Genomic DNA, 25,105 nt, shown 5'->3' on the forward strand with positions numbered 1-25,105 from the left:
TTATTGAATGCTTTTAAGGTCTTTTTTTGTTACCTGTAATCCTTCAGCTAAATTGTTGTCCTTAAAATATTTTTCTAATTCTTTTAACCTTTTTACATTATCATACTTAAAACCCGAATATAATTTTCTTTGACAGAGAGAACATAATCTAATAGAATGTCTGTCTGTTTCTACCATACTATTGGTTCCATTCATGACGCAATTTACTTCAATACAATGATGCAAACCAAACATATGTCCAATCTCATGCGAACAAATTTTCAGCAATCGATCTAAACATAAATTAAAATCAGCTTCTTTCTGCATTCTGTAAATAGAACTTACTGCAATTTTATCTCTGTAAGATGCCAGCCCAAAAACATAATTCCATTCTGGTTTTGGATACAAATCCTTTTCAGTTATTGCCATTAATGCAATTCTTTTATCAGGACTTTCTTCTTTTAAAACATCTGTCAAAATATATCCTGCTAAAAATTGTTCTTGTCCAACATCTCCAATTCGTCTGGCATGATTTGGAATAATATCATTTGAAGCATTTTCTAAAACCTTGGTTTCAAGCTGAAAGAATATTTGCAAATATTGACGAACCAATTCAATCTGTTTTAATTGTGAAGAATTAAATTGTCCAATTGGTTTCAAATAGATAATATCTTCTTCTTTTGTTGGGACAACATGTTTAGTCCGAACAAATTGCTCAAAACTTTGCCCTTTCTCTTTATGAGAAAACAACCAATCGCCAAAAACTGGTTCCCCAAGCTTAACATCATTAACTTTAATATCTAAAAAATAAGGTTGAGGAGGTAAAATTTGCTGCGAATTTAACTGTGCTTTTGAATTATTTTCTTCTTTCTTATTTGAATGACAAGAACAAAAAAATACAAACACCAACAAAACAAGTTTCTTCATAAATTACTACTTATTCAGATTAAGTTTTTTGAAATGAAATCATAACTGGTTTTAATCGAATCAATAGCATTTGGAATATAATTGTTCTCCTGCTCCACAAAAAAACACATCATTCCTGATATTTTTCGCTGCTTGAAAAAAGATTTAAAATCAATAGATCCAGAGCCTATTTCAGAATTCAAGCTCTGGTTTTCTTTATCCATATCTTTTACATGCCACATTTTAAATCGCCACGGATTTGCAGCAAACAATTCAAGAGGATTGTTGCCTGAACGAACAACCCAGTATAAATCTAACTCAAAAAACACTAAATCTTTCTCTGTTTCTTTTAACAAAATCTCATAACCTGTAGTGCCGTTTTCTAATTTTTGAAACTCAAAATCGTGATTATGATAGGCAAATTTCAATCCTTCGTCTTTACACATTTTGGCAGCTTCATTCAAACGTACAGCAATCTTTTTATAATCTTCACTATTTTTTCTATACGCTTCATCAATCCATGGAACAGTTAAAAAATCGCTTTTTAAAGTTTTTGCCGCTTTTATAGCAGCAATCAATTCTTCTTTATTTCCATCATAGAGAAAACTCCCTAAATTATAATGTCCGCTTACGACTTTCAAATCATTTTCATCCAAAATCTTTTTAAATTCTGAAGGCGACAATCCCCAAAACTGATCTTTGATTGAAAATCCGTAAGTTTCTACAATTGAATAACCTGAATCTGATATTTTCTTTAAAGTCGATTTTACGTCTTTTGGAAGTTCCTCTCGCAATGTATATAATTGCAAGCCTATTTCTTTTTTCTCCATGCTAAATGCTAATGACGGCAAAGCCAAAACTGCGGCTCCTGCCAAACTGCTGTTTATTATAAATTTTCTTCTTGTTACCATCTTTACAAAAAAAGTAAAACTTAAAATTATACAAACTGATTTTCAAAATCACGAATAAAACTATGAAGAGCAATCGCAGTCTCTTTGTACATAATTTCCTCTTGTCTCATAAATTTTTCATTACGCTATTTTACTTTGAATCTTCTTCTTCAAAGTTATCGAAATAAGTAAAATCTTTTGTAATCATTCCATTTTCGATTGTAAAAATAGTACAGATAGGCAGTTCAAATTTTGAATTATCCGGCGCAGTACCACTTGAAATAAATTCAACAATTATATGTTTCTCTCCTGACGGATATATTTGCACAATACTGTCTTTTAAATCTGGAAAAACTTCATTTAAACCTGCATATTTCTCCTCGATTTGTTTCCGAGTCTGCTTTACAATTCCCTGCCCTAATGAAGGATCCTTAAAATCGGCTGTTTCAGTATACATTTCAGCCATTTTTTTCCAATTATGACTATTGAAATATTCAAAATATTGCTTTACTACTTTTTCGTTTTTTGTGGTATCCATTGTTTTTGACTGGTTTTGGTTATTACAAGAAGCAAGTACAAAAATTGCAGCTAGTATTGTTATTCCTTTTTTCATCTGTTATTGTTTTTTAAGCTTTAATAAAAGTAATTAAATTTAACAATAATTCACTTAAAGAAACAACAAAAAACAATCTTATCTTATTGATTGTAAATAACTAAACAAAAAAAAGATCAGCCATTAAAGTTAATCCGCAATAACTATTTGCTGCGGTGGATAATTCTGCTTTTCGTTTTTATACGAATACACTTTTCCTTCAAAATCAATGTATATATAGGTATAATTCCAATAACTTGGCCCGGCAATTCTTTGCTTAGCATTGTTAGAGTTTTTATAAACTTGATCTGCATAAACCAATATCTGTCCTTGAGCGTTGTTAATAGTCCGAATAGGAAATCCCCAGCTTTTAATAAGATTGTGTCTCGTTTTGCCAGTCAAACCATCTAATGTATTTTTTGAGCTTGAGCAAGAAGTTAAAATTACAATTATAAGTAACAATGTGATTTTTTTCATGTTTATTTATTTTGTCTTATTGCTATAGGTACATCATTTTAAAAGTAGGCTTTAATCCAAAAAAATAAATAAACCTAAGATCATCAATTGATTAAATAAACATTAACTCGTACGGTTCTTAATGGTCAAATATTTCAATTTAACAGGTATAAATGTTTCAGATATTAAATCATTAAAACTTCAAATATTAACTTTGTATCTTTGCAGCAAACTTTTGAAGAAAAACAATGCGAATTGACATTATAACGATTTTGCCGGAATTATTAAGAAGCCCGTTTGAGGCATCGATTATGAAACGTGCTATTGATAAGGGTTTAGTAGAAGTGCACTTTCATAATTTACGTGACTATACAACCAATAAACAAAAAAGTGTTGATGATTACCCTTTTGGCGGAGGCGCTGGAATGGTAATGACTGTACAGCCAATCGATGATTGCATCACGCACTTAAAAAGTGAACGTGAATACGATGAAATCATTTATATGTCGCCTGACGGTGAAACGTTAAACCAGAAAATGGCCAACAAAATGTCTATGTATGAAAATATTATCATTTTATGCGGACATTATAAAGGTGTTGATCAGCGTGTAAGAGATCATTTTATTACTAAAGAAATTTCTATTGGTGATTATGTTTTATCTGGCGGTGAATTAGGCGCTTTGGTTTTATCTGATGCATTAATTCGATTAATTCCAGGAGTTTTGAGTGATGAAACCTCAGCGTTGACAGACAGCTTTCAGGACAATTTACTTTCAGGACCTATATATACAAGACCTGCTGATTATAAAGGATGGAAAGTTCCAGAAGTTTTAACGAGCGGACACTTTGCTAAAATTGATAAATGGCGCGAAGATATGGCTTACGAACATACTAAAAACAGAAGACCTGATTTACTGGAATAGTCTTAAAATACGCAAGTCAGCATATTCATTTTTAGAACATTACAGCTTTACAGACTTCAACTTTATATCTTAAAAAATAATTCACAATTTATAATTCATAATTTATAATTATTTTCTACATTTGCACCCGAATTGGACTAACCTCTGGCGAGATCCGTGAATGTTACTCTAAATAAAACTATAATAATAAAATTATCATGGCAGATTTATTAAAATTCGTTCAAGACGAATTCGTTGCTAGAAAAGATTTCCCTGTATTTGGAGCTGGAGATACTATTACAGTATTCTACGAAATTAAAGAGGGTGAAAAAACAAGAACTCAGTTTTTTAAAGGAGTTGTTATTCAAAGAAGAGGTTCTGGTAACACAGAAACTTTCACGATTCGTAAAATGTCTGGAGCTATTGGAGTTGAGCGTATCTTCCCAGTAAACTTACCAGCTTTACAAAAAATCGAAATCAACAAAAAAGGTTCTGTTCGTAGAGCTAGAATTTTCTACTTCAGACAACTTACTGGTAAAAAAGCTAAGATTAAAGATAAAAGAAGATAATCATTTATCTAATTGTTATAAAAAACTCGTTTCATATCATTTGAAACGAGTTTTTTTTTGCGTCCAATTTTTAAAATACCATAATCTTTTTCAGGAGCTAATCCCGCTCCCGAAGCCTCGGGATGTTTCAATCTTTTGCCTTATAAAGAAAAAAGCAAAAGGATTTCCATTTCTATCGGGGCTAGGGCAATAATTTTCATAACAATATTTTCTTTTAGTTTGTCATTTCGACGAAGGAGAAATCTTCGCAAGTAGCGCGACAAAAATTGGCGACAATATTGAAATTCGCTTTGCGAAAAAACAGATTAAAACGGATTTTATCAGCTTAATCTTGTCATTTCGCGCGAAGGGAGAAATCACACTAGAAACTCCGTTCCTAAAATCGTAAATCTTTGTCGAATCCCGCGTGTGATTTCTCCTTCGTCGAAATGACAAGATTGTGAAAATAATTGTGCTTAATAAACAAAAAGTTCTTATTCTACGGTTTAAGTCAATGTCATTAAGTTAATCTTTTGGAAAATAAAATCCGTTTTTATCTGCGTTTTACGAAGTAAATCTGTTTTATCCGCGTCAAAATTAGACGCTGATTATACTGATTCGCTAAAGCGAAAACGCTGATAAAAACGGATTTTATCAGCTTAATCTTGTCATTTCGACGAAGGAGGAAATCACACCAGAAACTCCGTTCCTAAAATCGTAAATCTTTGTCGAATCCCGCGTGTGATTTCTCCCTTCGCGCGAAATGACAAGATTGTGAAAATAATTGCGCTTAATAAACAAAAAGTTCTTAATTCTACGGTTTGCGTGAGGGATAGAAGTGGAAAGCCCACAGCCTGACGAAGGAAGTGCGAGGACTTGAAACGGATAGCCCGGTTCGCCTTTTTCGGCGAACGCGCCCAAAATAAAAAAAACCGATACTCATAAAGCATCGGTTTGTATTTAATAAAAAATTGGTTTTCTATTTTTTTAATAGTTTTTCCAAATATTCGATTTTGTCTTTTTCAGCTTGCAGTAAACGCTCGTAAAGCTTTTCTTTTTCCTGATAAGCTTCAATTAATTTGTCTAATGGATTGAATATACAATTATTATTATGTCCCAAATGACCGTTATTGATACTATTATCGTGAAAAGTATTAAAATAGCTAATCATATTTTCTTCTGAAAAATTTTTAATTGCTTCTACACTTACTCCCAAAGCTTTTGCAACTTCTGCAAGTTTTTCATCATCTATTGTCTCACTGTTTTCAATAGCCGATACAGCTTGTTGGTTTGTTCCTAAAGTCTGCGCCAAAGCTTCTTGCTTCATATCACGAAGTTCACGAATACGGCTTATTTTTCGCCCTATATGATTTGGTTTTGTAAGTGTGCTCATAATTCAAAGATAATGATTAAGCGTAATAATAAACAACAAGTAAAAAACATATTAAACAATGTATCTTACATTTGTTACATGTTGATTGCTTTTTGGTCAAAAATACAACTTTTCGCACAAAAAAGACTGAAAATAAAATAGATTTATACAACTGTAGTGTTTTCTATTTTCGAAATGTTCTGCTTTTACCTATGATTAATCAAAACTGCAATTTTTTAATATCAAAATCATCGATTTGGCAATTTAACGTGTGCGAATTAGTAATCTGATAATTCCAGTATTTCTCAGCAAAACTATACCGTTTTCGGACTGTTTTTATTATATTTGCTCCGCTCATTTTGAGCCGACTATATCATTCACATCGCCATTCCTTGACGACACGATTATAAAAAAAAAAAAAAATGACACAGAATTCAAAAATTTTTTACACCTTAACTGATGAGGCGCCGTTATTAGCGACTTACTCTTTATTACCTATTGTTCAAGCTTTTACTTCCACAGCTGGTATTGCTATTGAAACTAGAGATATCTCGTTAGCAGGAAGAATTTTATCTAATTTCCCTGAGTCTTTAACAGATGCTCAAAAAACAGGTGACGCTTTGGCTGAATTGGGTCAATTAGCTACAAAACCAGAAGCTAATATTATCAAGTTACCAAACGTTTCTGCATCTGTACCACAATTAAAAGCTGCTATTGCTGAATTGCAATCGCATGGTTATAACATTCCTAATTTCCCAGAAGATCCGCAAAATGATGCTGAAAAGGAAATTAAAGCAAAATATGCAAAAGTATTAGGTTCTGCAGTAAACCCAGTTTTACGTGAAGGAAACTCTGACCGTAGAGCTCCAAGAGCCGTTAAAAACTTTGCAAAAGCAAATCCGCACTCAATGGGCGCTTGGTCTGCTGACTCAAAAACTAAGGTAGCTTCTATGCCGAATGGTGATTTTTACGGAAGTGAAAAATCACTTACTGTTACTGAAGCTAATGATGTAAAAATTGAATTTGTTGCTAAAGACGGTTCTACAACTGTTCTTAAAGCAAGTACTCCTTTAAAAGCTGGTGAAATCATCGACAGCTCTGTAATGCATTTAAAAGCTTTAAAAAGTTTTGTTGCTGAAGCTATTGCTGATGCCAAAAAAGAAGGTGTTTTACTTTCTGTGCACTTAAAAGCTACTATGATGAAAGTTTCAGATCCAATTATCTTTGGCGCTATCGTTGAAGTTTATTTTGCTGATCTTTTCAAAAAATACGAAACTTTATTCAAAGAATTAAACATTGACACTAGAAATGGTTTAGGTGATATCTATGCAAAAATTGCTGGAAAACCTGAGCAGGCTGAAGTTGAAGCTGCGATCAATGCTGCTATCGAAAACGGACCAGCTCTTGCAATGGTAAATTCTGATAAAGGAATTACAAACTTACATGTTCCTTCTGATGTAATTGTAGATGCATCTATGCCTGCAATGATTCGTACTTCTGGACAGATGTACAACAAAGAAGGAAAACAACAAGATACAATCGCGATTATTCCGGATCGTTCTTATGCTGGAATCTATACTGCAACTATCGATTTCTGTAAAAAACACGGTGCTTTTGATCCTAAAACAATGGGAAGTGTTCCTAACGTTGGATTAATGGCTCAAAAAGCAGAAGAATACGGATCTCATGATAAAACTTTCCAATTGAAAGAAGACGGCGTTGTTCGCGTTGTTGATGCAAATGGAAATGTTTTAATGGAACAAAACGTTGAAGCAAATGATATTTTCAGAATGTGTCAAGCAAAAGACGCTCCTATTCAAGACTGGGTTAAACTAGCTGTAAACAGAGCTCGCTTGTCAAGTACTCCTGCAGTTTTCTGGTTAGACGAAAACAGAGCGCATGACAGAGAATTGATTTTAAAAGTTCAAAAATATCTTAAAGATTACGATACTACAAACTTAGATATTCGCATTTTAAATCCAGTTGCTGCAACTGAATTTACTTTAGACAGAATCATCAAAGGTTTAGATACTATCTCTGTAACTGGAAACGTTTTACGTGACTATTTAACAGATTTGTTCCCAATTTTAGAGTTAGGAACTTCTGCAAAAATGTTATCTATCGTTCCTTTAATGAACGGTGGTGGATTGTTTGAAACTGGCGCAGGAGGATCTGCTCCTAAACACGTTGAGCAATTTACAGAAGAAGGATATTTACGTTGGGATTCACTAGGAGAATTTTTAGCTCTTGGTGCTTCTTTAGAGCATTTAGGACAAACTTTAGACAATTCTAAAGCAATTGTTTTAGCTGAAACTCTTGACGAAGCAAATGACAAATTCTTAGCAAACGATAAATCTCCAGCTCGTAAAGTTGGACAAATCGATAACCGTGGTTCTCACTTTTATCTTGCATTCTATTGGGCTCAGGCTTTGGCTGCTCAAAATAAAGATGCAGAATTAAAAGCTATCTTTACTCCAATTGCTGCTGAACTTGAAGCTAATGAAGCTAAAATTGATGCAGAATTAATTGGCGCACAAGGAAAACCTCAAACACTTGGAGGATATTATCAGCCAACACCAGAATTGGTAAGCAAAGCAATGCGTCCTAGCGAAACATTCAATGCAATTATTGCCAAAATAAAATAATTTAGACGCACTGCTTTGCTCTGCACATCTATAATAAATACGGAAAGGACAACTCATAAGGTTGTCCTTTTTTTATTCTTAACTAATGTTTAACAAAATTCAGCCTGCTATATTTAGTAAGAATTATTAACTATGTAGTTCAAAACCAAAGCAATGATTACAAAAAAGATTAGTTTACTTCTTATCCTTATTTTTACCACATTTGCTTCTTTTTCTCAGGAAAAATTCACACTCAGCGGAACTATAAAAGATTCTAAAAATAACGAAAGTTTAATTAGTGTAAACGTTTATATTCCTACCTTAAAAATTGGAACAACAACTAATGAATATGGTTTCTATTCTATAACAGCTCCAAGCGGCGAGCATGAAATTGAAATTAGTTATTTAGGGTATCAAACCATTCATAAAACTATTATCTTAAATCAAGATACCAAAAATAACTTCTCCATCAGCGAAAGCGGTCAAGAACTTCAAGAAGTTATCATTAAAGATAATAAAGGAAAAATAAATATTAAGTCGCCAGAAATGAGTGTCAACAAACTCTCTATTTCGACGATTAAAAAAATGCCTGTAGTATTGGGTGAAGTCGACGTTATTAAATCCATTTTACTTCTTCCAGGAGTAACTAATGCAGGCGAAGGTGCATCAGGATTTAATGTGCGAGGCGGCGGTGCCGATCAAAATTTAATTTTATTAGATGAAGCTACAATCTTTAACTCTTCACACGTATTTGGTTTTTTCTCGGTTTTTAATCCAGATGCGATCAAAGATTTGAAATTGTATAAAGGAGGAATACCTGCCAGATTTGGCGGTCGCGCCTCATCTGTTTTAGATATTTACCAGAAAGACGGGAGCAGCAAGAATTTTCATATGAGCGGCGGAATTGGTTTAATATCCAGCCGACTTCTTTTAGAAGGTCCAATTGTAAAAGACAAAGGTTCTTTTTTAATTGGCGGAAGAGCTTCATACGCCCATTTATTCTTAAAACTATCCGAGGAAAACAAAGACAACTCCGCTTATTTTTATGATCTAAATGCAAAATTCAGTTATAAATTAAACGACAACAACAGCTTATATTTATCTGGATATTTTGGTCGGGATGTTTTCAGCCTTAATAAAAGTTTTACAAATACTTACGGAAACTCTACTTTAAATCTTCGTTGGAATCATTTGTACTCTAATAAACTGTTCTCAAATTTATCTTTAATCTACAGTGATTATTATTATGGCCTTGATTTGGATTTTGTTGGTTTCAAATGGGATTCAGGCATCAAAAATTATAATATTAAATACGATTTCAAAAACTATATTTCAGATAAATTCAAATTAAATTATGGTTTAAACGGGATTTATTATGATTTTAATCCCGGAACTATTAAACCAAGCAATGATACATCTGGGATAAATCCAGATCAACTAGATCGAAAATATGCGTTTGAACCGTCAATTTATATAGATGCTGAAAACCAGCTTTCTAAAAAAATAACGCTGGCTTACGGATTACGTTACAGTTTGTTTTATCGTTTAGGAGCATCGACCATAAATTATTACGACAATAATAATCCTGTGCTGTTTAATACTGACATGCAGATTTACGAAAAAGCAACTCCATCTTCAACAAAATATTTTAGTTCAAATAAAGTAATTCAAGATTACAACAACTTAGAACCTAGACTTTCTGTTTCTTATCAATTAAATGACGATCAGGCAATAAAAGCAAGTTACAATCGCATGGCGCAATATCTTCAGTTAATTTCGAATACCTCATCTCCTACTCCGCTGGATGTTTGGATGCCAAGTGATAATTACATTAAACCACAACTTGCTGATCAAGTTGCTTTGGGTTATTTTAGAAACTTTAATAACGGCGTTTATTCTCTTGAAGTCGAAACTTATTATAAAAAAATCAAAAACAGACTGGATTATATCGATGGTGCTGATTTGATTGCAAATGACGCAATTGAACAAGTGATTCTAAACGGACAAATGCGTGCTTATGGTTTAGAAATTATGCTGAAGAAAAACGAAGGTAAATTCAACGGATGGATTTCTTATACTTTATCTAAGTCAGAACAGCAGACACCGGGAAGAACTCCTGAAGAAATAGGCATCAATAACGGAAAATGGTACAGCTCTGCTTATGATAAAACACATAATTTAGCCGTAACATCAGCTTACAATTTAAACGATAAATGGTCGTTTGGCGCTAATTTCATTTTACAGTCTGGACAACCTGTAACTTACCCAAACGGTCAATATGAATATTTAGGAATTACAGTTCCAAGTTATGGACTTCGAAATAAAGATCGCCTGCCTGCCTATCATCATTTAGATATTTCGGCGACTTTAACTCCAAGAAAAAATAAAGACCGAAACTGGAAAGCTGAATGGGTTTTTAGCATATACAATCTATACAACCGCCAAAATGCAGCATCAATCAATTTTAGACAAAATCTAGACACAGGAGTAAATGAAGCCGTGCAATTGTCAATATTTGGTATGGTTCCCGCTGTTAGTTATAACTTTAAATTTTAAAGAAGTTTCATTTCTGTAGAGAAATAATAAAGATACATCATGAAAAAAATTATTCTATTAATCGTATTATTTACAACGACACTTTTTACAAGTTGTGAAGAAGTTGTAGAAGTTGATTTAGATACTGCACCGCCAAAATTAGTAATCGAAGCTGCTATCAATTGGGAAAAAGGAACAAAAGGAAATGAACAGACGATAAAATTAACTACAACAACTGGTTATTTTGATAACGTAATTCCGACCGTTTCTGGTGCAATTATCAATATAAAAAACAGTCAAAATGAACAGTTTAATTTTATCGAAGTTAAAAAAACCGGTCAATATGTATGTTCAAATTTCACGCCTGTAATTGGAGAACAATACACCTTAACCGTAATCAGCAGAGGAAATAGATACATTGGCACTGAAACTTTAAAATCAGTGGCCCCCATAACTCGAATAGATCAAAATGACAAAGGTGGTTTAACAGGAAAAGATATCGAAATAAAAGCGTTTTATAATGATCCTGGCGATGCAGAGAATTTTTATTTATACAAATATGTATATTCTAATAAAGTAAAATCAACCTTTTATGTAGATGAGGATAAGTTTTTTAACGGAAATGAATTTTTCAGTCTTTCTAATGATGAAGATTTAAAAGTTGGAAATGAAATCGAAATAACACATTACGGAATTTCAAAACAATACTTTAATTATATGAGTATTTTAGTCAGCATTGCTGGAAGCAATATTGGAGGTCCATTTCAATCTCCTCCTGCAACTGTAAAAGGAAATATTATTAATGTAACCAATAAAGATAATTATCCATTAGGTTATTTCTCTCTTTGCGAAACTTCTAAGGTTAATTATAAAATAAGTACAAAATAAAAATGGAAGCACAAATTAAAATCGCAACCGAAAAAAAACTAATTGGCAAATGCATTAAAATGTCGTTTATCGAAAACCGAACGTTTCAATTATGGAGCAGTTTTATGCCAAAACGCCGTGAAATTAAAAATTCAATTGATTCTAATTTATACTCTTTAGAAGTTTTTTCACCGAATCATTTTGACAATTTTGATCCTAACAAAAGTTTTCAAAAATGGGCAGCAGTAGCCGTTACTGATTTTGATGTAATCCCATCAGAAATGGAAACACTTGTTGTACCAACTGGTTTATATGCCGTTTTTATTCATTACGGCCCAGCAGCTGAAGGACACAAAACCTACCATTCTATTTTTGCAGAATGGCTTCCAAAATCAGAATATACAATTGACGACAGGCCTCATTTTGCAGTAATGGATCATAAGTACAAAAAAGACGATCCAAACTCGGAAGAGGAAATCTGGATTCCCATAAAAAACAGAGACTAATTTTCAGTACTTCTTTATTATTCTTAATTTTCAACTAAAAAAACATGCTGGTCGAAACATTAAAATCACTGTTCAATAGAGATTTGAACAAATTAAAAGTCGAAATAGAATCTTACCAAAATGAAAATCAGCTTTGGGCAATCGATAAAAACATTTCAAACTCAGGTGGAAATCTCTGCCTCCATTTAATTGGCAACATCAACACCTATATTGGTGCCGAAATAGGAAAAACAGGATATGTTAGAAATCGTCCATTAGAATTTTCTCTAAAAGACATTTCAAAATCCGAATTAATTTGTAAAATCGACGAAACCATTCTTGTCGTAAACAACACCCTTGATCTTTTAACTGAAGAAGATTTAAACACCATTTATCCGCAGATTGTTTTCGAAAAAGAAATGACAACAGGATTCTTTTTTGTTCATCTTTCTACACATTTAGCTTATCATCTTGGACAAATTAATTATCATAGACGATTGCTGGATTTATAATTTTAGATTTTAGATCGTTCGAAAATCTTTTGCAAAAAAAATCAGAAATCTAAAATCAGAAATCTAAAATTGTAACAGTACCTTTGCAACACATTCAAAAAAAATAACATGTCATCACACCATATAGTTCGCGACGATCAGGAACCCGCTTTAATAATTGCAAACGGCGCCGCCTGCAACCCTGAATTATTGGGACAATTATTAGAATGGTCTCCGCTTGTTATTGTTTTAGACTCAGCAATTGAACGTGTTATAGATTTAGGTATAAAAATCGATGTGCTTTTAGGTGATTTTGATCGTGGTTTTGATCCCGAAATATATAAAACTTCGCAATATCCTATCGAAATCGTTCATACTCCAGATCAAAATAAAACCGATTTAGAGAAAGCTTTTGATTATTTAATAGAAAGAAAAATCCCTGCTGTAAATGTAGTTTGGGCTACTGGAAGACGTGCAGATCATACGATTACCAATCTTACCAATATTGTTCGTTATCGAAACTTACTTAAAATTGTGATTCTCGACGATCATTCGAAGATATTTTTACTGCCAACAAAATTTGAGAAATGGTATACCGCCAAAACACCTATTTCGTTGATTCCAATTGGCGTTGTAAACGGAATTTTTTCTAAAAATCTAAAATACGAATTACAAGACGATACGCTTACAATGGGCTATAGAACTGGAAGCAGTAATTCTGTAGAAAAAGACGGACTTGTAACTATAACACATCGTGAGGGAGATTTACTTTTAATGGAATGTTTTGATTAGAAACATTTGAAAATAAAAAGTCTCGGAGGGACGCAATATTTATAAATCAAAATCTCTTGTTCTAATTAAAGCTCCAGCGAGGTGACACACAAAACCTATGTCGCTCTGCTGGAGCTTTTGTTTTAATTATAAAATAATTGGCAGTAAATATTACGCTCTTCTGAACCTTTCTTTAAAGAAAGGAATACCTATCTTTGCACAGAAATCAACAAAAATGAAAGCAGAAAACAATTCTCAAAAAGACAATTTACATCCTAGAAACATTCATCGCTCACGCTATGATTTTGATTTGCTTATTTCAAATTGTCCTGAATTAAAAGCTTTTATTTCCATAAACAAATTTGGAATTGAAACTATTGATTTCAGCAATCCGCTTGCTGTAAAAACGCTCAACAAAGCTTTACTGCAAACCTATTATGACATTCAAAACTGGGATATTCCAAAAAATTATCTTTGTCCGCCAATTCCAGGCAGAGCTGATTATATTCATTATATAGCCGATTTATTGGCAGAAACGAATAACGGTCAAATTCCTGAAGGTAATTCTGTTATGGGACTAGATATCGGAACGGGTGCTAATTTAATCTATCCGATATTAGGAAATTCGATTTACAATTGGAGTTTTGTTGCAACAGATATTTATAAAACTTCAATCGAAAACTGCAGTAAAATTATCGAAGCAAACCCCAAATTAATTGATGCAATTAGTTTACAGCAACAGACAGAATCTCGATTTATCTTTAAAAACATTATCATTCCCGAAGATCGTTTTACATTTACTATGTGTAATCCGCCTTTTCATGCTTCCGCTGAAGAAGCTAATAAAAGCACCTCTAGAAAAGTATCCAATTTAAACCCGAAAGAGAAGAAAAACACAAATCCTGTATTAAATTTTGGTGGTCAAAATGCTGAATTGTGGTGCAATGGCGGCGAAATTGGCTTTGTAACTCAAATGATTTACGAAAGTGTAAAATATGCTTCGCAATGCTTATGGTTTACGACATTGGTTTCTAAAAAAGAAAATCTATCCTCAATTTACAAAACCTTGAAAAAAGTAAACGCAGTTTCTGTAAAAACCATCGAAATGTCGCAAGGACAAAAAAACAGCCGTATTGTCGCTTGGAGTTTTTTAAGTAATACGGAACAGCAAAAGTGGACGCTTTAAAATATTGATTTTCAACTTCAAAACCTTGATTTTATAATTTGCTTTTGGTAAGTTTACTATAAACTATTCAATATCAAAATCATGGCAGATTATATTGGTTACCTAGCATCATTTTTTATAGTAGGAGGTTTTTTATTGAAAGATCTCAAAAAAATACGTTTAATTAACTTTTTCGGATGTATGTGTTTTGTAATATACGGCATCTTTTTAAAAGATTACAGAGACGTTAGTCAATGGCTTTTGCCTGTTATTATTCCCAACGGAATTTTAGCATTGGTACAAGTTTATCACTTAACTGTGCAAAAAAATAAACCTTAGAATTATGATACTTTAAAACAAAATTCTGATACAGAAACGCTTTTCCAAAATTGTATCTTTAGCTAAATTGAATTTTATTGCAATGCAAAAATTATACTTCAGATTAGTTCTAATATTGTTAGTAATCACAAGTTGTTCATCCATTAAAGAAGCTAAATTTGATGATTATATATTCGAAACCAAAAGCGAAAAGCAATCGTATTTAAATGCATACGACAAAGCATTAAAACTTTGGGATATTCCTTATACAGAAGAAAATGTAAAAACAAGTTTTGGAACAGCACACGTAATTATCGCGGGACCAAAAAATGGAAAAAGTTTAGTTTTACTTCACGGAATGGACGCTACCTCAACCATGTGGTATCCTAACATTAAGGCTTTAGCGAAAAATCATAGAATTTATGCGATCGATTTTTTGATGGAACCAGGAAAATCAACTTTAACAGCAAAACCGCTTTCTTCAAAAGAAATTGTGATTTGGTACAATGAAATTTTCAGTTTCTATAAATTAAAACAATTTGACATTATTGGAGCATCAAAAGGCGGATGGATCACAGTATTATTAGCTTCTCAAGAAAAAAAATCAATCGATAAAATAGTATTACTAAGCCCCGCACAGACTTTTAAATTTATAGATAAAGTAAGAAAAACAAGTTCTGCATTGCTCTTAAAACTTTTTCCAAGTGAAAAAAAATTTAATAAAACACTCGAAACATTTTCAACGCATCCCCAAAACATAAACTCCAATTACAAAAGGCAGTTTTATTTGGCAAACAAATATGCAAAATCAAATTCCAGTATGCTTAAAATGCGTCCGTTTTCAGACGAAGAATTACAATCAATTACAAATCCAGTATTAGTTTTAATTGGAGATCATGACGTTATTAACTCTGAAGAAAGTTTGACACGAGCACAAAAATTTTTAACAAACTGTAAAACGAAAACTATTAAAGATGCAGGACATTTTTTATCTATTGACCAAGCGAAAATTACGAACGACGCTGTTATTAATTTTTTAGAATAGAATTCAAACTTTGTATCTTTACACAACTAATCTTCATCCATAAAAAATGAATTTCCAAGTAACTTCAGAATATAGTCCAAAAGGAGATCAACCTCAAGCAATTCAAAAATTGTCGCAAGGTATAATCGACGGCGAAAAATATCAAACTTTATTAGGAGTTACAGGATCTGGTAAAACATTTACGGTAGCTAATGTTATTGAGGAAGTACAGCGTCCAACGTTGGTTTTGGCGCATAATAAAACTTTGGCTGCGCAATTATATTCAGAGTTTAAACAATTTTTTCCAAATAATGCGGTTGAGTATTTCGTTTCTTATTACGACTATTATCAGCCAGAAGCTTTTATGCCTGTTACAGGAGTTTTTATTGAAAAAGATTTATCTATCAATGAAGAGCTTGAAAAAATGCGTTTAAGCACGACTTCTTCTTTACTTTCAGGAAGACGTGACGTTTTAGTTGTAGCCTCAGTTTCCTGCTTGTATGGTATTGGAAATCCAGTAGAATTTCAAAAAAATGTGATCGAAATAACTCGAGATCAAGTTATTTCGAGAACTAAATTACTGCATAGTCTTGTACAAAGTTTATACGCTAGAACTGAAGCCGATTTTAATCCGGGAACTTTTAGAATTAAAGGCGATACTGTTGAAGTTTATCCCAGCTATGCTGATGATGCATATCGAATTCACTTTTTTGGAGATGAAATTGAAGAAATCGAAGCTTTTGATCCTAAAACCTCACAGGTTATTGAAAAATTTAAAAGATTAACGATTTATCCCGCCAATATGTTTGTGACTTCTCCTGAGGTTTTGCAAGGAGCAATCTGGGAAATTCAACAAGATTTAGTAAAACAAGTTGATTATTTCAAAGAAATAGGCAAACATTTAGAAGCAAAACGTCTTGAAGAACGAACTAATTTTGATTTAGAAATGATTCGCGAATTAGGATACTGTTCTGGAATTGAAAACTATTCGCGTTATCTTGACGGACGTGAGGCTGGAACAAGACCGTTCTGCTTGTTAGACTATTTTCCGAGTGATTATTTAATGGTGGTTGATGAAAGCCACGTAACGGTTTCACAGGTTCACGCCATGTATGGAGGCGATCGCAGCCGAAAAGAAAATTTGGTTGAATATGGTTTTAGACTGCCTGCCGCAATGGACAACAGACCTTTGAAATTTGAAGAGTTTGAAGCCATGCAAAATCAGGTAATTTACGTTTCGGCAACACCTGCAGATTATGAATTGCAAAAATCTGATGGAATTTATGTAGAGCAGATTATTCGTCCAACAGGATTATTAGATCCAATTATTGAAGTAAGACCAAGTTTAAATCAGATCGATGATTTGATTGAAGAAATACAAGTTCGATGTGAACTGGACGAAAGAGTTCTAGTGACAACGCTGACTAAAAGAATGGCTGAGGAACTAGCTAAATATTTAACTAAAGTAAACATTCGATGCCGTTACATCCATTCTGATGTTGATACTTTAGAACGAATCGAAATCATGCAGGATTTACGAAAAGGTATTTTTGATGTCTTAATTGGAGTTAACTTGCTTCGTGAGGGTTTAGATTTACCTGAAGTTTCTCTTGTTGCGATTCTCGATGCCGATAAAGAAGGTTTTTTAAGAAATCACAGATCTTTAACGCAGACTATTGGTCGTGCCGCAAGAAACTTAAATGGAAAAGCGATTATGTATGCTGATAAAATTACCGCAAGCATGCAAAGAACAATAGACGAAACTAATTACCGAAGAACTAAACAGATTAATTATAATACTGAGCACGGTATTACACCTCAGGCATTAAACAAAAAAATAGACAGCGCTTTTACAAAAAATCCTTTAGTAGAATACGAATTAGGGCATACTTTACCTGTTGCCGCTGAACCTGAAACTGCTTATTTGTCTAAATCTGAGTTAGAAAAAATGATACGAGAAAAAAGAAAATCAATGGAAAAAGCAGCAAAAGAGCTAGACTTTTTACAAGCTGCCAAACTTCGTGATGATATTAAAAAACTACAAGATCAATTAGCTTAAAAAAAAACACAACATATTGATCATCAATTATTTAAAATAATTTCATAAATTTACGCGTCCATAATCTATCTGGAATTTTTTCTTACTTTTAAACTAGATAAATTATGAACACTAAATTTATTTTTACTACTGCGGCTCTTTGCGGCTCGGTAGTATCGAACTTCGGGCAAATTAAACCACAGCCCGCCCCAGAAAAAATCGTCGTAGATGAATATTTCGGAGAAAAGATAGAAGATCCTTACCGTTATCTTGAAAATTTAAATGATCCGAATGTGGTTACTTGGATGAAAGCTAATGCTGATTATGCGCGAGCAAAGCTAAATGAAGTTCCAGAACGCCAAAATCTCTTTAAAAAACTAAAAGAGCTTGATGCAAGAAAAGAAAGTACTATCTCTGACTTACAAATTACCGAGAATGATCATTATTTCTATCTAAAACGAAATGCCAACGAGGAAAATGGTAAATTGTATCATAGAATTGGCTATAAAGGAACTGAAAAACTACTTTTTGATCCAGAAACTTATAAAAAAACACCTGGAGTAAATTACAATATAAGCTCGATAACTCCTAATGAAAAAGGAGACAAAGTAGCCGTAGAAATAGCTCCAAGCGGTTCTGAAAGTGCTGAATTACTTATTGTAAGCAGTGACGGAAAAGTTTATCCTGAAGTATTCGACAGATGCTGGTTCAGTACTCCTTCTTGGATGCCTGATGGAAATTCATTTACTTACGGACGATTAAACTCTGCAAATGTTACTGATCCAAACAGATTACTGAACTCTAAAGTATATTATCACAAATTAGGAGAAGACCCAAACAAAGATGTAGAATTTTTATCGAGTGCAACCAATCCAGAACTTAACATAGGTGCAGAAGAATTTCCTTTAAATCTCTATCATAAAAATTCGAATAAAAACTATGGTTTGGTTCTTACTGTAGACAATCGAATTAAGTTATACGACACTGATTTAAAAGACAATTTCAAACCTACAAAATGGATAAGTTTAGTTGACAAGAAAGATGAAGTAACGAATTATAATGTTGATAAAGAGTTTATTTATTACTTGACTTATAAAAATGCTTCTAATTACAAAATTATCAAAGTTCCCATTTCAGATCCTAACATTGAAAAGGCAGAAACAGTTATTCCTGAACCCAAAAATGGAAATATTACCAATTTTACACTTACAAAAGATGGTTTATATTATTCACTTACCGAAAATGGCGTACAGGCAAAAGTATTTTTCTTAGCAAAAGGAAAAAAAGAACCTATTGAATTAAAACTTCCTTTTCAAGCAGGTTCAGCTTCATTTTTAACTGTAAATGAAAATAAAAGTGACATCTGGATCACTCTTTCTGGCTGGACTTCTCCAACAAAACGCTATTTGTATAATCCATCATCAAATACATTTACCTTTCAGCCTATGACAAAACCAATCGAATATCCTGAATTCAAAGATATAGTCTCAAAAGAAATTATGGTTCCATCTCATGATGGCGTTATGGTTCCAGTTTCTATCATTTACAATAAAAACACCAAATTAAATGGTGATAATCCGATGCTTATGATGGGATATGGTGCTTATGGAATCTCTATGGAACCGCGATTTAGCTCTAGCTTTACACTGCCCTATTGTACTTATGGCGGTATTTACGTTATTGCTCACGTTAGAGGCGGCGGAGAACTAGGAGAAGCTTGGCATAAAGCAGGTTTTAAAACTACTAAGCCTAACACATGGAAAGATTTAATTGCGGTTACTGAATATTTAATTAAAGAAAAATACTCTTCGCCAAAAAGAATCGCAATTTGGAGCGCAAGTGCAGGTGGTATATTAATTGGAAGAGCAATTACTGAACGACCTGATTTGTTTGCGGCAGCCATTCCAGAAGTAGGTTCATTTAATACAATCCGCTCAGAATTATCTCCAAATGGCCCTGGCAATATTCCTGAATTTGGAACTGTAAAGGATAAAACAGAGTTCAAAGCGCTGTTAGAAATGGATTCATTTCATCATATTAAAAAAGGAACTGCTTATCCAGCAACATTAATAACGGCAGGAATGAATGATCCTCGTGTAATTGCTTGGGAACCTGCAAAATTTGCTGCTTCACTTCAAAATGCAAATACTTCCAGCAATCCAATATTATTTTTAACGGACTTTGAATCTGGTCACGGAATGGGTGACAGTGCTACAAAAAGCATAGAAAAAAATAGTGATTTAATCAGCTTTGCATACACTTATACTGGGCATCCAAAATTTCAACCTTCAAAAAAAATAAAACCGTAATAAAATAAGATTTTAAAACGGTACATTTTATTCCTTTTTCTTGACCTAATTGTGTTGTTCCTGAAATACTTTGAGCAGCACTTTTGGGTCAATTAAAGCATTTGGTGCTTTTTCCATAAGATCTAAAACACGTTTTACAGCACCTGGATTTAATCCCATTTCAATTGCAATCTGTTGAATTGCTTTTGCTTCTTTTTCATGCAGAATGCCGTCGCAATGCATAATCAGTGCCAATCTGTAAAATTGCTGAATACGCTGAAATTCAGACTTTATTACTTTTGCAGTATATTCTTGATGAAATAAATCCTGAAAAAGAGCACGATCGATTTTCAGTTCTTGTGCAACCAGCCACAAAAAATCCAACTCGCGTTTATGCAATTGACCATCAACTGTCGAGAAAGCAATCATTTCTAAAAGTAAACTTCTCTTTTCTTCTTCGGTATTCATCAAATTTGTTATTTTTAGCTAAAATATTATATTTAAATCTAAAACACAAAAGAACTGATGCTTAGAGGAGTTTTCTTTTTTATTTTTCTCTGTTTTGCAATTGGAAATGCTCAAGAAAGCACCGCTTCAAAAAACATATCAACTTTTACAATTGAAGCTCCTCAACTCAAAACCACCAAAAAAATCTGGATTTATTTACCCAAAGACTATTCGGCTTCAGCCAAAAAATACAGCGTTATTTATATGCATGACGCTCAGAATTTATTTGATGCTAAAACTTCTTATTCCGGCGAATGGAATGTTGATGAAAAATTAGACAGTCTTAAAGCTCCAGTAATCGTAGTTGGAATTGAACATGGAAATGAAAAACGCATTAATGAATTAACGCCATACAAAAATGAAAAATACGGCGGCGGAAAAGCAGACGATTATCTTGATTTTATTGTAAAAACTTTAAAACCTTACATCGACACACATTATAGAACCAAAACCAAAGCAAAAAACACTGCCATAATGGGAAGCTCACTTGGCGGTTTAGTTTCTTATTATGCTATTCTAAAATATCCTGAAGTTTTTGGCAAAGCAGGTATTTTTTCGCCTTCATTTTGGTTTTCAAATGATATTTATACTTTAACAGAACAGGCTCCAAAAAATAAAACCAAAATTTATTTTCTGTGTGGAGATAAAGAAAGTGATGATATGGTAAAAGATTTAAATAAAATGGAACGTTTATTAGAAAAAAACCGCTGCTATTGCCTGCATCTTACCAAAACAAGAATTGTAAAAGGCGGAGAACACAACGAAAAACTATGGAGAGACAGCTTTGTAAAAGCGGTTCTTTGGCTTGGTTATTGAGCAAAATACAACAAAAAAACAGCATAAAACATGAAACTAATTTTAAAAGAATATAACTTAAAGCTAAAACATACTTTTACTATTTCGAGAGAATCTATTGATTTTCAACCTTCATTAATCGTGGAGCTGCAAAGTGATGGTTTATCGGGTTTTGGAGAAGCTACTTCTAATCCGTATTACAAAACGACCGTTCCAATGATGATGGAAGATTTAGAAAAAATCAGAAATATTATTGAAGGTACAGAAAATGAAACTCCCGAAATATTTTGGTCAAAAATTCATCCGTATTTAAAAGACGATATGTTTGCACTTTGCGCGTTGGACTTAGCTTACAATGATTTGTATGCACGTAAAAAAGGCAAAAAATTATACGAATTATGGAATTATACGACCGAAAGAAATCCAATGACGGATTATACAATCGGGATTGCATCTATTGAAAAAATGGTTTCGAAAATGCAGGAACTTCCGTGGCCAATCTATAAAATTAAATTGGGAACTAAAGAAGATATTGCAATCGTAAAAGAGCTTAGAAAACATACGAATGCCGTTTTTAGAATTGATGCGAATTGCGGCTGGGGAGTTGAAGAAACAATCAACAATGCTATAGAATTAAAAAAGTTAGGCGTTGAGTTTTTAGAACAGCCTATGAAAGCAGACAATTGGGAAGCACATAGAGAAGTTTTCAAGCATTCTGTTTTACCAATTATTGCCGATGAAAGCTGTATTATTGAAGAAGATGTTGCTAAATGTTTTAATCATTTTCACGGCGTGAATGTAAAATTGGTAAAATGCGGCGGATTAACTCCGGGAAAACGCATGATTGAAGAAGCTAAAAAACTAGGATTGAGAACTATGGTGGGTTGCATGACCGAATCTACGGTAGGTATTTCTGCAATCGCGCATTTACTTCCTCAACTTGATTATGTAGATATGGATGGCGCACTGCTTTTAGCAGAAGATATTGCAACTGGTGTAACTATAAAAGATGGTGTTGTAAGTTATTCTAATCTAAACGGAACTGGTGTTACACTGCTATAAAAAATGAAAGTCGAAAAATTTCCTGATCGAGTTATTGAAATTGACCAAGAACAGTATTTGTATTTTGGCGGAACTGCTTATTTAGGGCTTCCAACAAATAAAGCTTTTCAGAATCTGGTCGTTAAGAACATTTTAAACTGGGGAACTACTTATGGCAGTTCGAGAACTGCAAACATCAAGTTAAGAGCTTATGATGAAGGCGAAACCTTTTTAGCTTCTCATATTAGTTCAGAAAGTGCTGTTACTGTTTCTTCTGGAATGCTGGCGGGAAAATTGGTTATAGATTTAATAAAGAAACAAACTGACTGTTTTTTTCATTTGAATGATACGCATAATGCAATCCGAATCGAAAACAGCCTTCCATTATTTGTAAATGAGCAATTAAACGAACGTTTATTAGATTCAAAATGGGAGAAAATAGCGATTCTTACTGATGGAGTTCCTTCGTTTGAAACTAAACCTGTTGATTTGTCTTTTTTAGAACAAATTCCAAGTCATAAAGAAATTACATTGCTTATTGATGAATCTCATTCTTTTGGAATTTTAGGCAAAAATGGCTGCGGCATTTATTCTTCAATTCAATATCCTGTTAAAAGAAAAATAATGGTTTCGTCTTTAGGAAAAGCATTTGGATTAACTGGCGGTGTTATTGCATCTGATTTAAAATTTATCAATGAAATAAAGGAGTTAGAAACTTTTACAAGCGCAGCGGGAATGAATCCTGCTTTTGTGCAAACACTTTCAGATGCGGCAGAAATCTACACTTTGCAGCACAAAAAACTCTTAGACAATTTAGAATATATCGATTCGATTTTAATTAAAAACAACTATCTCAAATTTGATAAAACTTACCCTTTGATTTATCTTTTATCAAATGAATTAGTAGAAAAATTAAACCAGGAAAAAATCGTCATTGCTAGTTTTAAATATACTAAAGATGCTGAACCATTAAATCGCATAGTAATTACCGCAAACCATTTAAAAGAAGATTTGGATAAATTAGTTCAGGTCTTAAATCATAAATAAAAAATAGGCTGCGAATTACAATATTTCCACTAATTCATTTAAAAAATTTAATTCGGGCAAATATTGTAATTCGCGGTCAAAAAAATACTCCAAATCTTTGCTTATAAAACGTACCTTTGTAAAAAATAAACAATGACAAATAACGATATACTTAAAAAACTTCGCGTGGCTTTAATGCTCCGTGATGACCAAATAGTTGAAATTTTAGAATTAGTAGATTTTAGAATTTCAAAATCAGAATTAGGTGCTTTTTTCAGAGCTGAAGATCATCCAAACTATATGGAATGCGGTGATCAGGTTTTGCGTAATTTCTTAAACGGATTAGTAATTCATTTGAGAGGAACTAAAGAAAATCCGAAAAACCCAACTGATGTTTTAGCAAAACATAAATCTGAAATTCCAAAGAAAGAAACTTCTAAGGAAAGACCAGAATTTAAAGCTTCTCAAAAAGATTCAGAAAAATATAGAGGTGATCAAAGTTCATCAAAGTCAGGTTCATCAGCTGGAAAACCTAAAAAGAAAGCATTTCCTAAAGGAAATGGAAAACCATCTGTTGTAGAAAAAGTGGTTTTTAAAAACGGGAAAAATAAGAAATAATTTAACAGCAAAGGGCGCAAGGATCTTTTGTTATAGATTATGAATATAAATGCAAAGTTCGCAAAGCTTTAATGGATAAAGCTTTGCGAACTTTGCGTTTATAAGTGTTTTCTGAAATAAAATCTTAGCTTCCGACGGCTATCGGGATTGCGGTTAAAATCAAATTTTGTTTTCTTCTATCTTATCAAAAAAAGCATCTTTAAAAGTAGCACCAATTGGCAGTTCTTTCCCGTTCACAAAAACAGAAAAATTATCCGTAGATTCAATATGATGTAGAGAAATCACATGCGATTTATGAATCTGAATAAAATGATTTTCGGGAAGTGATTCGATTACATTTTTTAATGACGAATGTGTAATAATCTGCTGTTTTGAAGTATGAATACAAACGTAATTCTGCAAACTTTCTACATACAAAATATCGTTTAGAAAAATCTTCTGGAATTTATTCTTTCCATCTGTTTTAATGAATATAAAATCGGGCGTATTATTCTGACTCGAAATAATCGTTTTTGATTCTATATTCAACTTTGAAACAGCTTGATAGAAACGTTCAAACGAAATGGGTTTTAATAAATAATCAACTGCATTCAATTCAAAACCTTCCAAGGCAAAGTCTGGATAAGCAGTTGTAAAAATGACTTTTATATCCTTCGAAATAATTCTAGAAATCTGTAAACCTGTCAATTGAGGCATTTGAATATCTAAAAAAATAACATCAACTGTTTGTGTATTTAAAAATTCTAAAGCCTTTAATGAATCATTAAAAACTCCCGTTTTTTCAAGGAAATTTACTTTTCCAATATAATTCTCTAGAATACGAGTTGCCGGCGGTTCATCGTCAACAATAATACATTTAAAAGTCAT

General features: G+C 32.8%; 25 protein-coding genes. 17 read left to right on the forward strand and 8 right to left on the reverse strand.

The features are described 5' to 3' along the window. The 4 genes from B0A81_RS08530 to B0A81_RS08545 form a co-directional block, all read right to left on the reverse strand. A complete protein-coding gene (locus B0A81_RS08530; protein ID WP_089057628.1) occupies nt 1-906 on the reverse strand; it encodes an archaemetzincin family Zn-dependent metalloprotease in 906 nt (301 codons plus the stop codon). Nucleotides 907-920: 14 nt separating this feature from the next. Further along, a complete protein-coding gene (locus B0A81_RS08535) occupies nt 921-1,796 on the reverse strand; it encodes a sugar phosphate isomerase/epimerase family protein (RefSeq protein WP_089057629.1) in 876 nt (291 codons plus the stop codon). A 130-nt stretch (nt 1,797-1,926) separates the two neighbouring features. Further along, the gene (locus B0A81_RS08540) at nt 1,927-2,388 is read right to left on the reverse strand and encodes a nuclear transport factor 2 family protein (protein ID WP_089057630.1); all 462 of its coding nucleotides are present in this window, start codon (nt 2,386-2,388) and stop codon (nt 1,927-1,929) included. Nucleotides 2,389-2,517: 129 nt separating this feature from the next. After that, a complete protein-coding gene (locus B0A81_RS08545; protein WP_089057631.1) occupies nt 2,518-2,844 on the reverse strand; it encodes a hypothetical protein in 327 nt (108 codons plus the stop codon). Between the two features lie 227 nt (nt 2,845-3,071). On the opposite strand from B0A81_RS08545, the gene trmD reads away from it, so the two are divergent. Together trmD and rplS are read left to right on the forward strand one after the other, a co-directional pair. Then, nucleotides 3,072-3,746, forward strand: coding sequence for a tRNA (guanosine(37)-N1)-methyltransferase TrmD (gene trmD, locus B0A81_RS08550; protein ID WP_089057632.1), 675 nt, complete (start codon nt 3,072-3,074; stop codon nt 3,744-3,746). A gap of 197 nt (nt 3,747-3,943) precedes the next feature. Further along, a complete protein-coding gene (gene rplS, locus B0A81_RS08555) occupies nt 3,944-4,294 on the forward strand; it encodes a 50S ribosomal protein L19 (RefSeq protein WP_089057633.1) in 351 nt (116 codons plus the stop codon). Between the two features lie 8 nt (nt 4,295-4,302). Here the strand turns inward: rplS and B0A81_RS21910 are convergent, their stop codons facing one another. Both B0A81_RS21910 and B0A81_RS08560 read right to left on the reverse strand, forming a co-directional pair. Beyond that, nucleotides 4,303-4,425: a hypothetical protein gene (locus B0A81_RS21910; RefSeq protein ID WP_262490135.1), complete on the reverse strand. Its 123-nt coding sequence runs from the start codon at nt 4,423-4,425 to the stop codon at nt 4,303-4,305. An 827-nt stretch (nt 4,426-5,252) separates the two neighbouring features. Further along, nucleotides 5,253-5,666: a helix-turn-helix domain-containing protein gene (locus B0A81_RS08560; RefSeq protein WP_089057634.1), complete on the reverse strand. Its 414-nt coding sequence runs from the start codon at nt 5,664-5,666 to the stop codon at nt 5,253-5,255. Between the two features lie 401 nt (nt 5,667-6,067). Between B0A81_RS08560 and B0A81_RS08565 the strand changes: the two genes are divergently transcribed. From B0A81_RS08565 to B0A81_RS08615, 11 genes are all read left to right on the forward strand, one after another. Beyond that, a complete protein-coding gene (locus B0A81_RS08565) occupies nt 6,068-8,290 on the forward strand; it encodes an NADP-dependent isocitrate dehydrogenase (protein ID WP_089057635.1) in 2,223 nt (740 codons plus the stop codon). 153 nt (nt 8,291-8,443) lie between these two features. Further along, nucleotides 8,444-10,825: a TonB-dependent receptor gene (locus B0A81_RS08570; protein ID WP_089057636.1), complete on the forward strand. Its 2,382-nt coding sequence runs from the start codon at nt 8,444-8,446 to the stop codon at nt 10,823-10,825. A gap of 39 nt (nt 10,826-10,864) precedes the next feature. Beyond that, nucleotides 10,865-11,692: a DUF4249 domain-containing protein gene (locus B0A81_RS08575; RefSeq protein ID WP_089057637.1), complete on the forward strand. Its 828-nt coding sequence runs from the start codon at nt 10,865-10,867 to the stop codon at nt 11,690-11,692. A gap of 2 nt (nt 11,693-11,694) precedes the next feature. Next, the gene (locus B0A81_RS08580) at nt 11,695-12,177 is read left to right on the forward strand and encodes a GyrI-like domain-containing protein (protein ID WP_089057638.1); all 483 of its coding nucleotides are present in this window, start codon (nt 11,695-11,697) and stop codon (nt 12,175-12,177) included. A gap of 44 nt (nt 12,178-12,221) precedes the next feature. Beyond that, nucleotides 12,222-12,668 carry a DinB family protein gene (locus B0A81_RS08585; protein WP_089057639.1) on the forward strand — a complete coding sequence of 149 codons (447 nt, stop codon included), beginning with the start codon at nt 12,222-12,224 and terminating at the stop codon, nt 12,666-12,668. A gap of 108 nt (nt 12,669-12,776) precedes the next feature. Continuing rightward, nucleotides 12,777-13,439: a thiamine diphosphokinase gene (locus tag B0A81_RS08590; RefSeq protein ID WP_089057640.1), complete on the forward strand. Its 663-nt coding sequence runs from the start codon at nt 12,777-12,779 to the stop codon at nt 13,437-13,439. 214 nt (nt 13,440-13,653) lie between these two features. Further along, nucleotides 13,654-14,604, forward strand: a complete 951-nt coding sequence (rlmF, locus tag B0A81_RS08595) for a 23S rRNA (adenine(1618)-N(6))-methyltransferase RlmF (protein WP_089057641.1) — start codon at nt 13,654-13,656, stop codon at nt 14,602-14,604. A gap of 81 nt (nt 14,605-14,685) precedes the next feature. Next, entirely contained in the window at nt 14,686-14,922 is a 237-nt protein-coding gene (locus B0A81_RS08600; RefSeq protein WP_089057642.1) for a uroporphyrinogen decarboxylase, read from the forward strand. A gap of 82 nt (nt 14,923-15,004) precedes the next feature. Beyond that, complete coding sequence (locus B0A81_RS08605) at nt 15,005-15,946, forward strand: alpha/beta fold hydrolase (protein WP_089057662.1); 942 nt, start codon at nt 15,005-15,007, stop codon at nt 15,944-15,946. Nucleotides 15,947-15,992: 46 nt separating this feature from the next. Next, the gene (gene uvrB, locus B0A81_RS08610; protein ID WP_089057643.1) at nt 15,993-17,984 is read left to right on the forward strand and encodes an excinuclease ABC subunit UvrB; all 1,992 of its coding nucleotides are present in this window, start codon (nt 15,993-15,995) and stop codon (nt 17,982-17,984) included. 104 nt (nt 17,985-18,088) lie between these two features. After that, nucleotides 18,089-20,272: a prolyl oligopeptidase family serine peptidase gene (locus tag B0A81_RS08615; RefSeq protein WP_089057644.1), complete on the forward strand. Its 2,184-nt coding sequence runs from the start codon at nt 18,089-18,091 to the stop codon at nt 20,270-20,272. 45 nt (nt 20,273-20,317) lie between these two features. Here the strand turns inward: B0A81_RS08615 and B0A81_RS08620 are convergent, their stop codons facing one another. Then, complete coding sequence (locus B0A81_RS08620; RefSeq protein ID WP_089057645.1) at nt 20,318-20,719, reverse strand: helix-turn-helix domain-containing protein; 402 nt, start codon at nt 20,717-20,719, stop codon at nt 20,318-20,320. A gap of 57 nt (nt 20,720-20,776) precedes the next feature. Between B0A81_RS08620 and B0A81_RS08625 the strand changes: the two genes are divergently transcribed. From B0A81_RS08625 to B0A81_RS08640, 4 genes are all read left to right on the forward strand, one after another. Continuing rightward, nucleotides 20,777-21,574 carry an alpha/beta hydrolase gene (locus tag B0A81_RS08625; RefSeq protein WP_089057646.1) on the forward strand — a complete coding sequence of 266 codons (798 nt, stop codon included), beginning with the start codon at nt 20,777-20,779 and terminating at the stop codon, nt 21,572-21,574. Nucleotides 21,575-21,604: 30 nt separating this feature from the next. Beyond that, nucleotides 21,605-22,615, forward strand: coding sequence for a dipeptide epimerase (locus B0A81_RS08630; RefSeq protein WP_089057647.1), 1,011 nt, complete (start codon nt 21,605-21,607; stop codon nt 22,613-22,615). A 3-nt stretch (nt 22,616-22,618) separates the two neighbouring features. Then, entirely contained in the window at nt 22,619-23,641 is a 1,023-nt protein-coding gene (locus B0A81_RS08635; RefSeq protein WP_089057648.1) for an aminotransferase class I/II-fold pyridoxal phosphate-dependent enzyme, read from the forward strand. A gap of 132 nt (nt 23,642-23,773) precedes the next feature. Next, nucleotides 23,774-24,238 carry a DUF1456 family protein gene (locus B0A81_RS08640; RefSeq protein WP_089057649.1) on the forward strand — a complete coding sequence of 155 codons (465 nt, stop codon included), beginning with the start codon at nt 23,774-23,776 and terminating at the stop codon, nt 24,236-24,238. Between the two features lie 159 nt (nt 24,239-24,397). On the opposite strand, the gene B0A81_RS08645 is transcribed toward B0A81_RS08640, so the two are convergent. Then, on the reverse strand, nt 24,398-25,105 hold the full coding sequence (locus tag B0A81_RS08645; protein WP_089057650.1) for a LytR/AlgR family response regulator transcription factor: 708 nt from the start codon (nt 25,103-25,105) through the stop codon (nt 24,398-24,400).

The organism is Flavobacterium plurextorum (assembly GCF_002217395.1).
GTDB classification, from domain to species: Bacteria; Bacteroidota; Bacteroidia; order Flavobacteriales; family Flavobacteriaceae; genus Flavobacterium; species Flavobacterium plurextorum.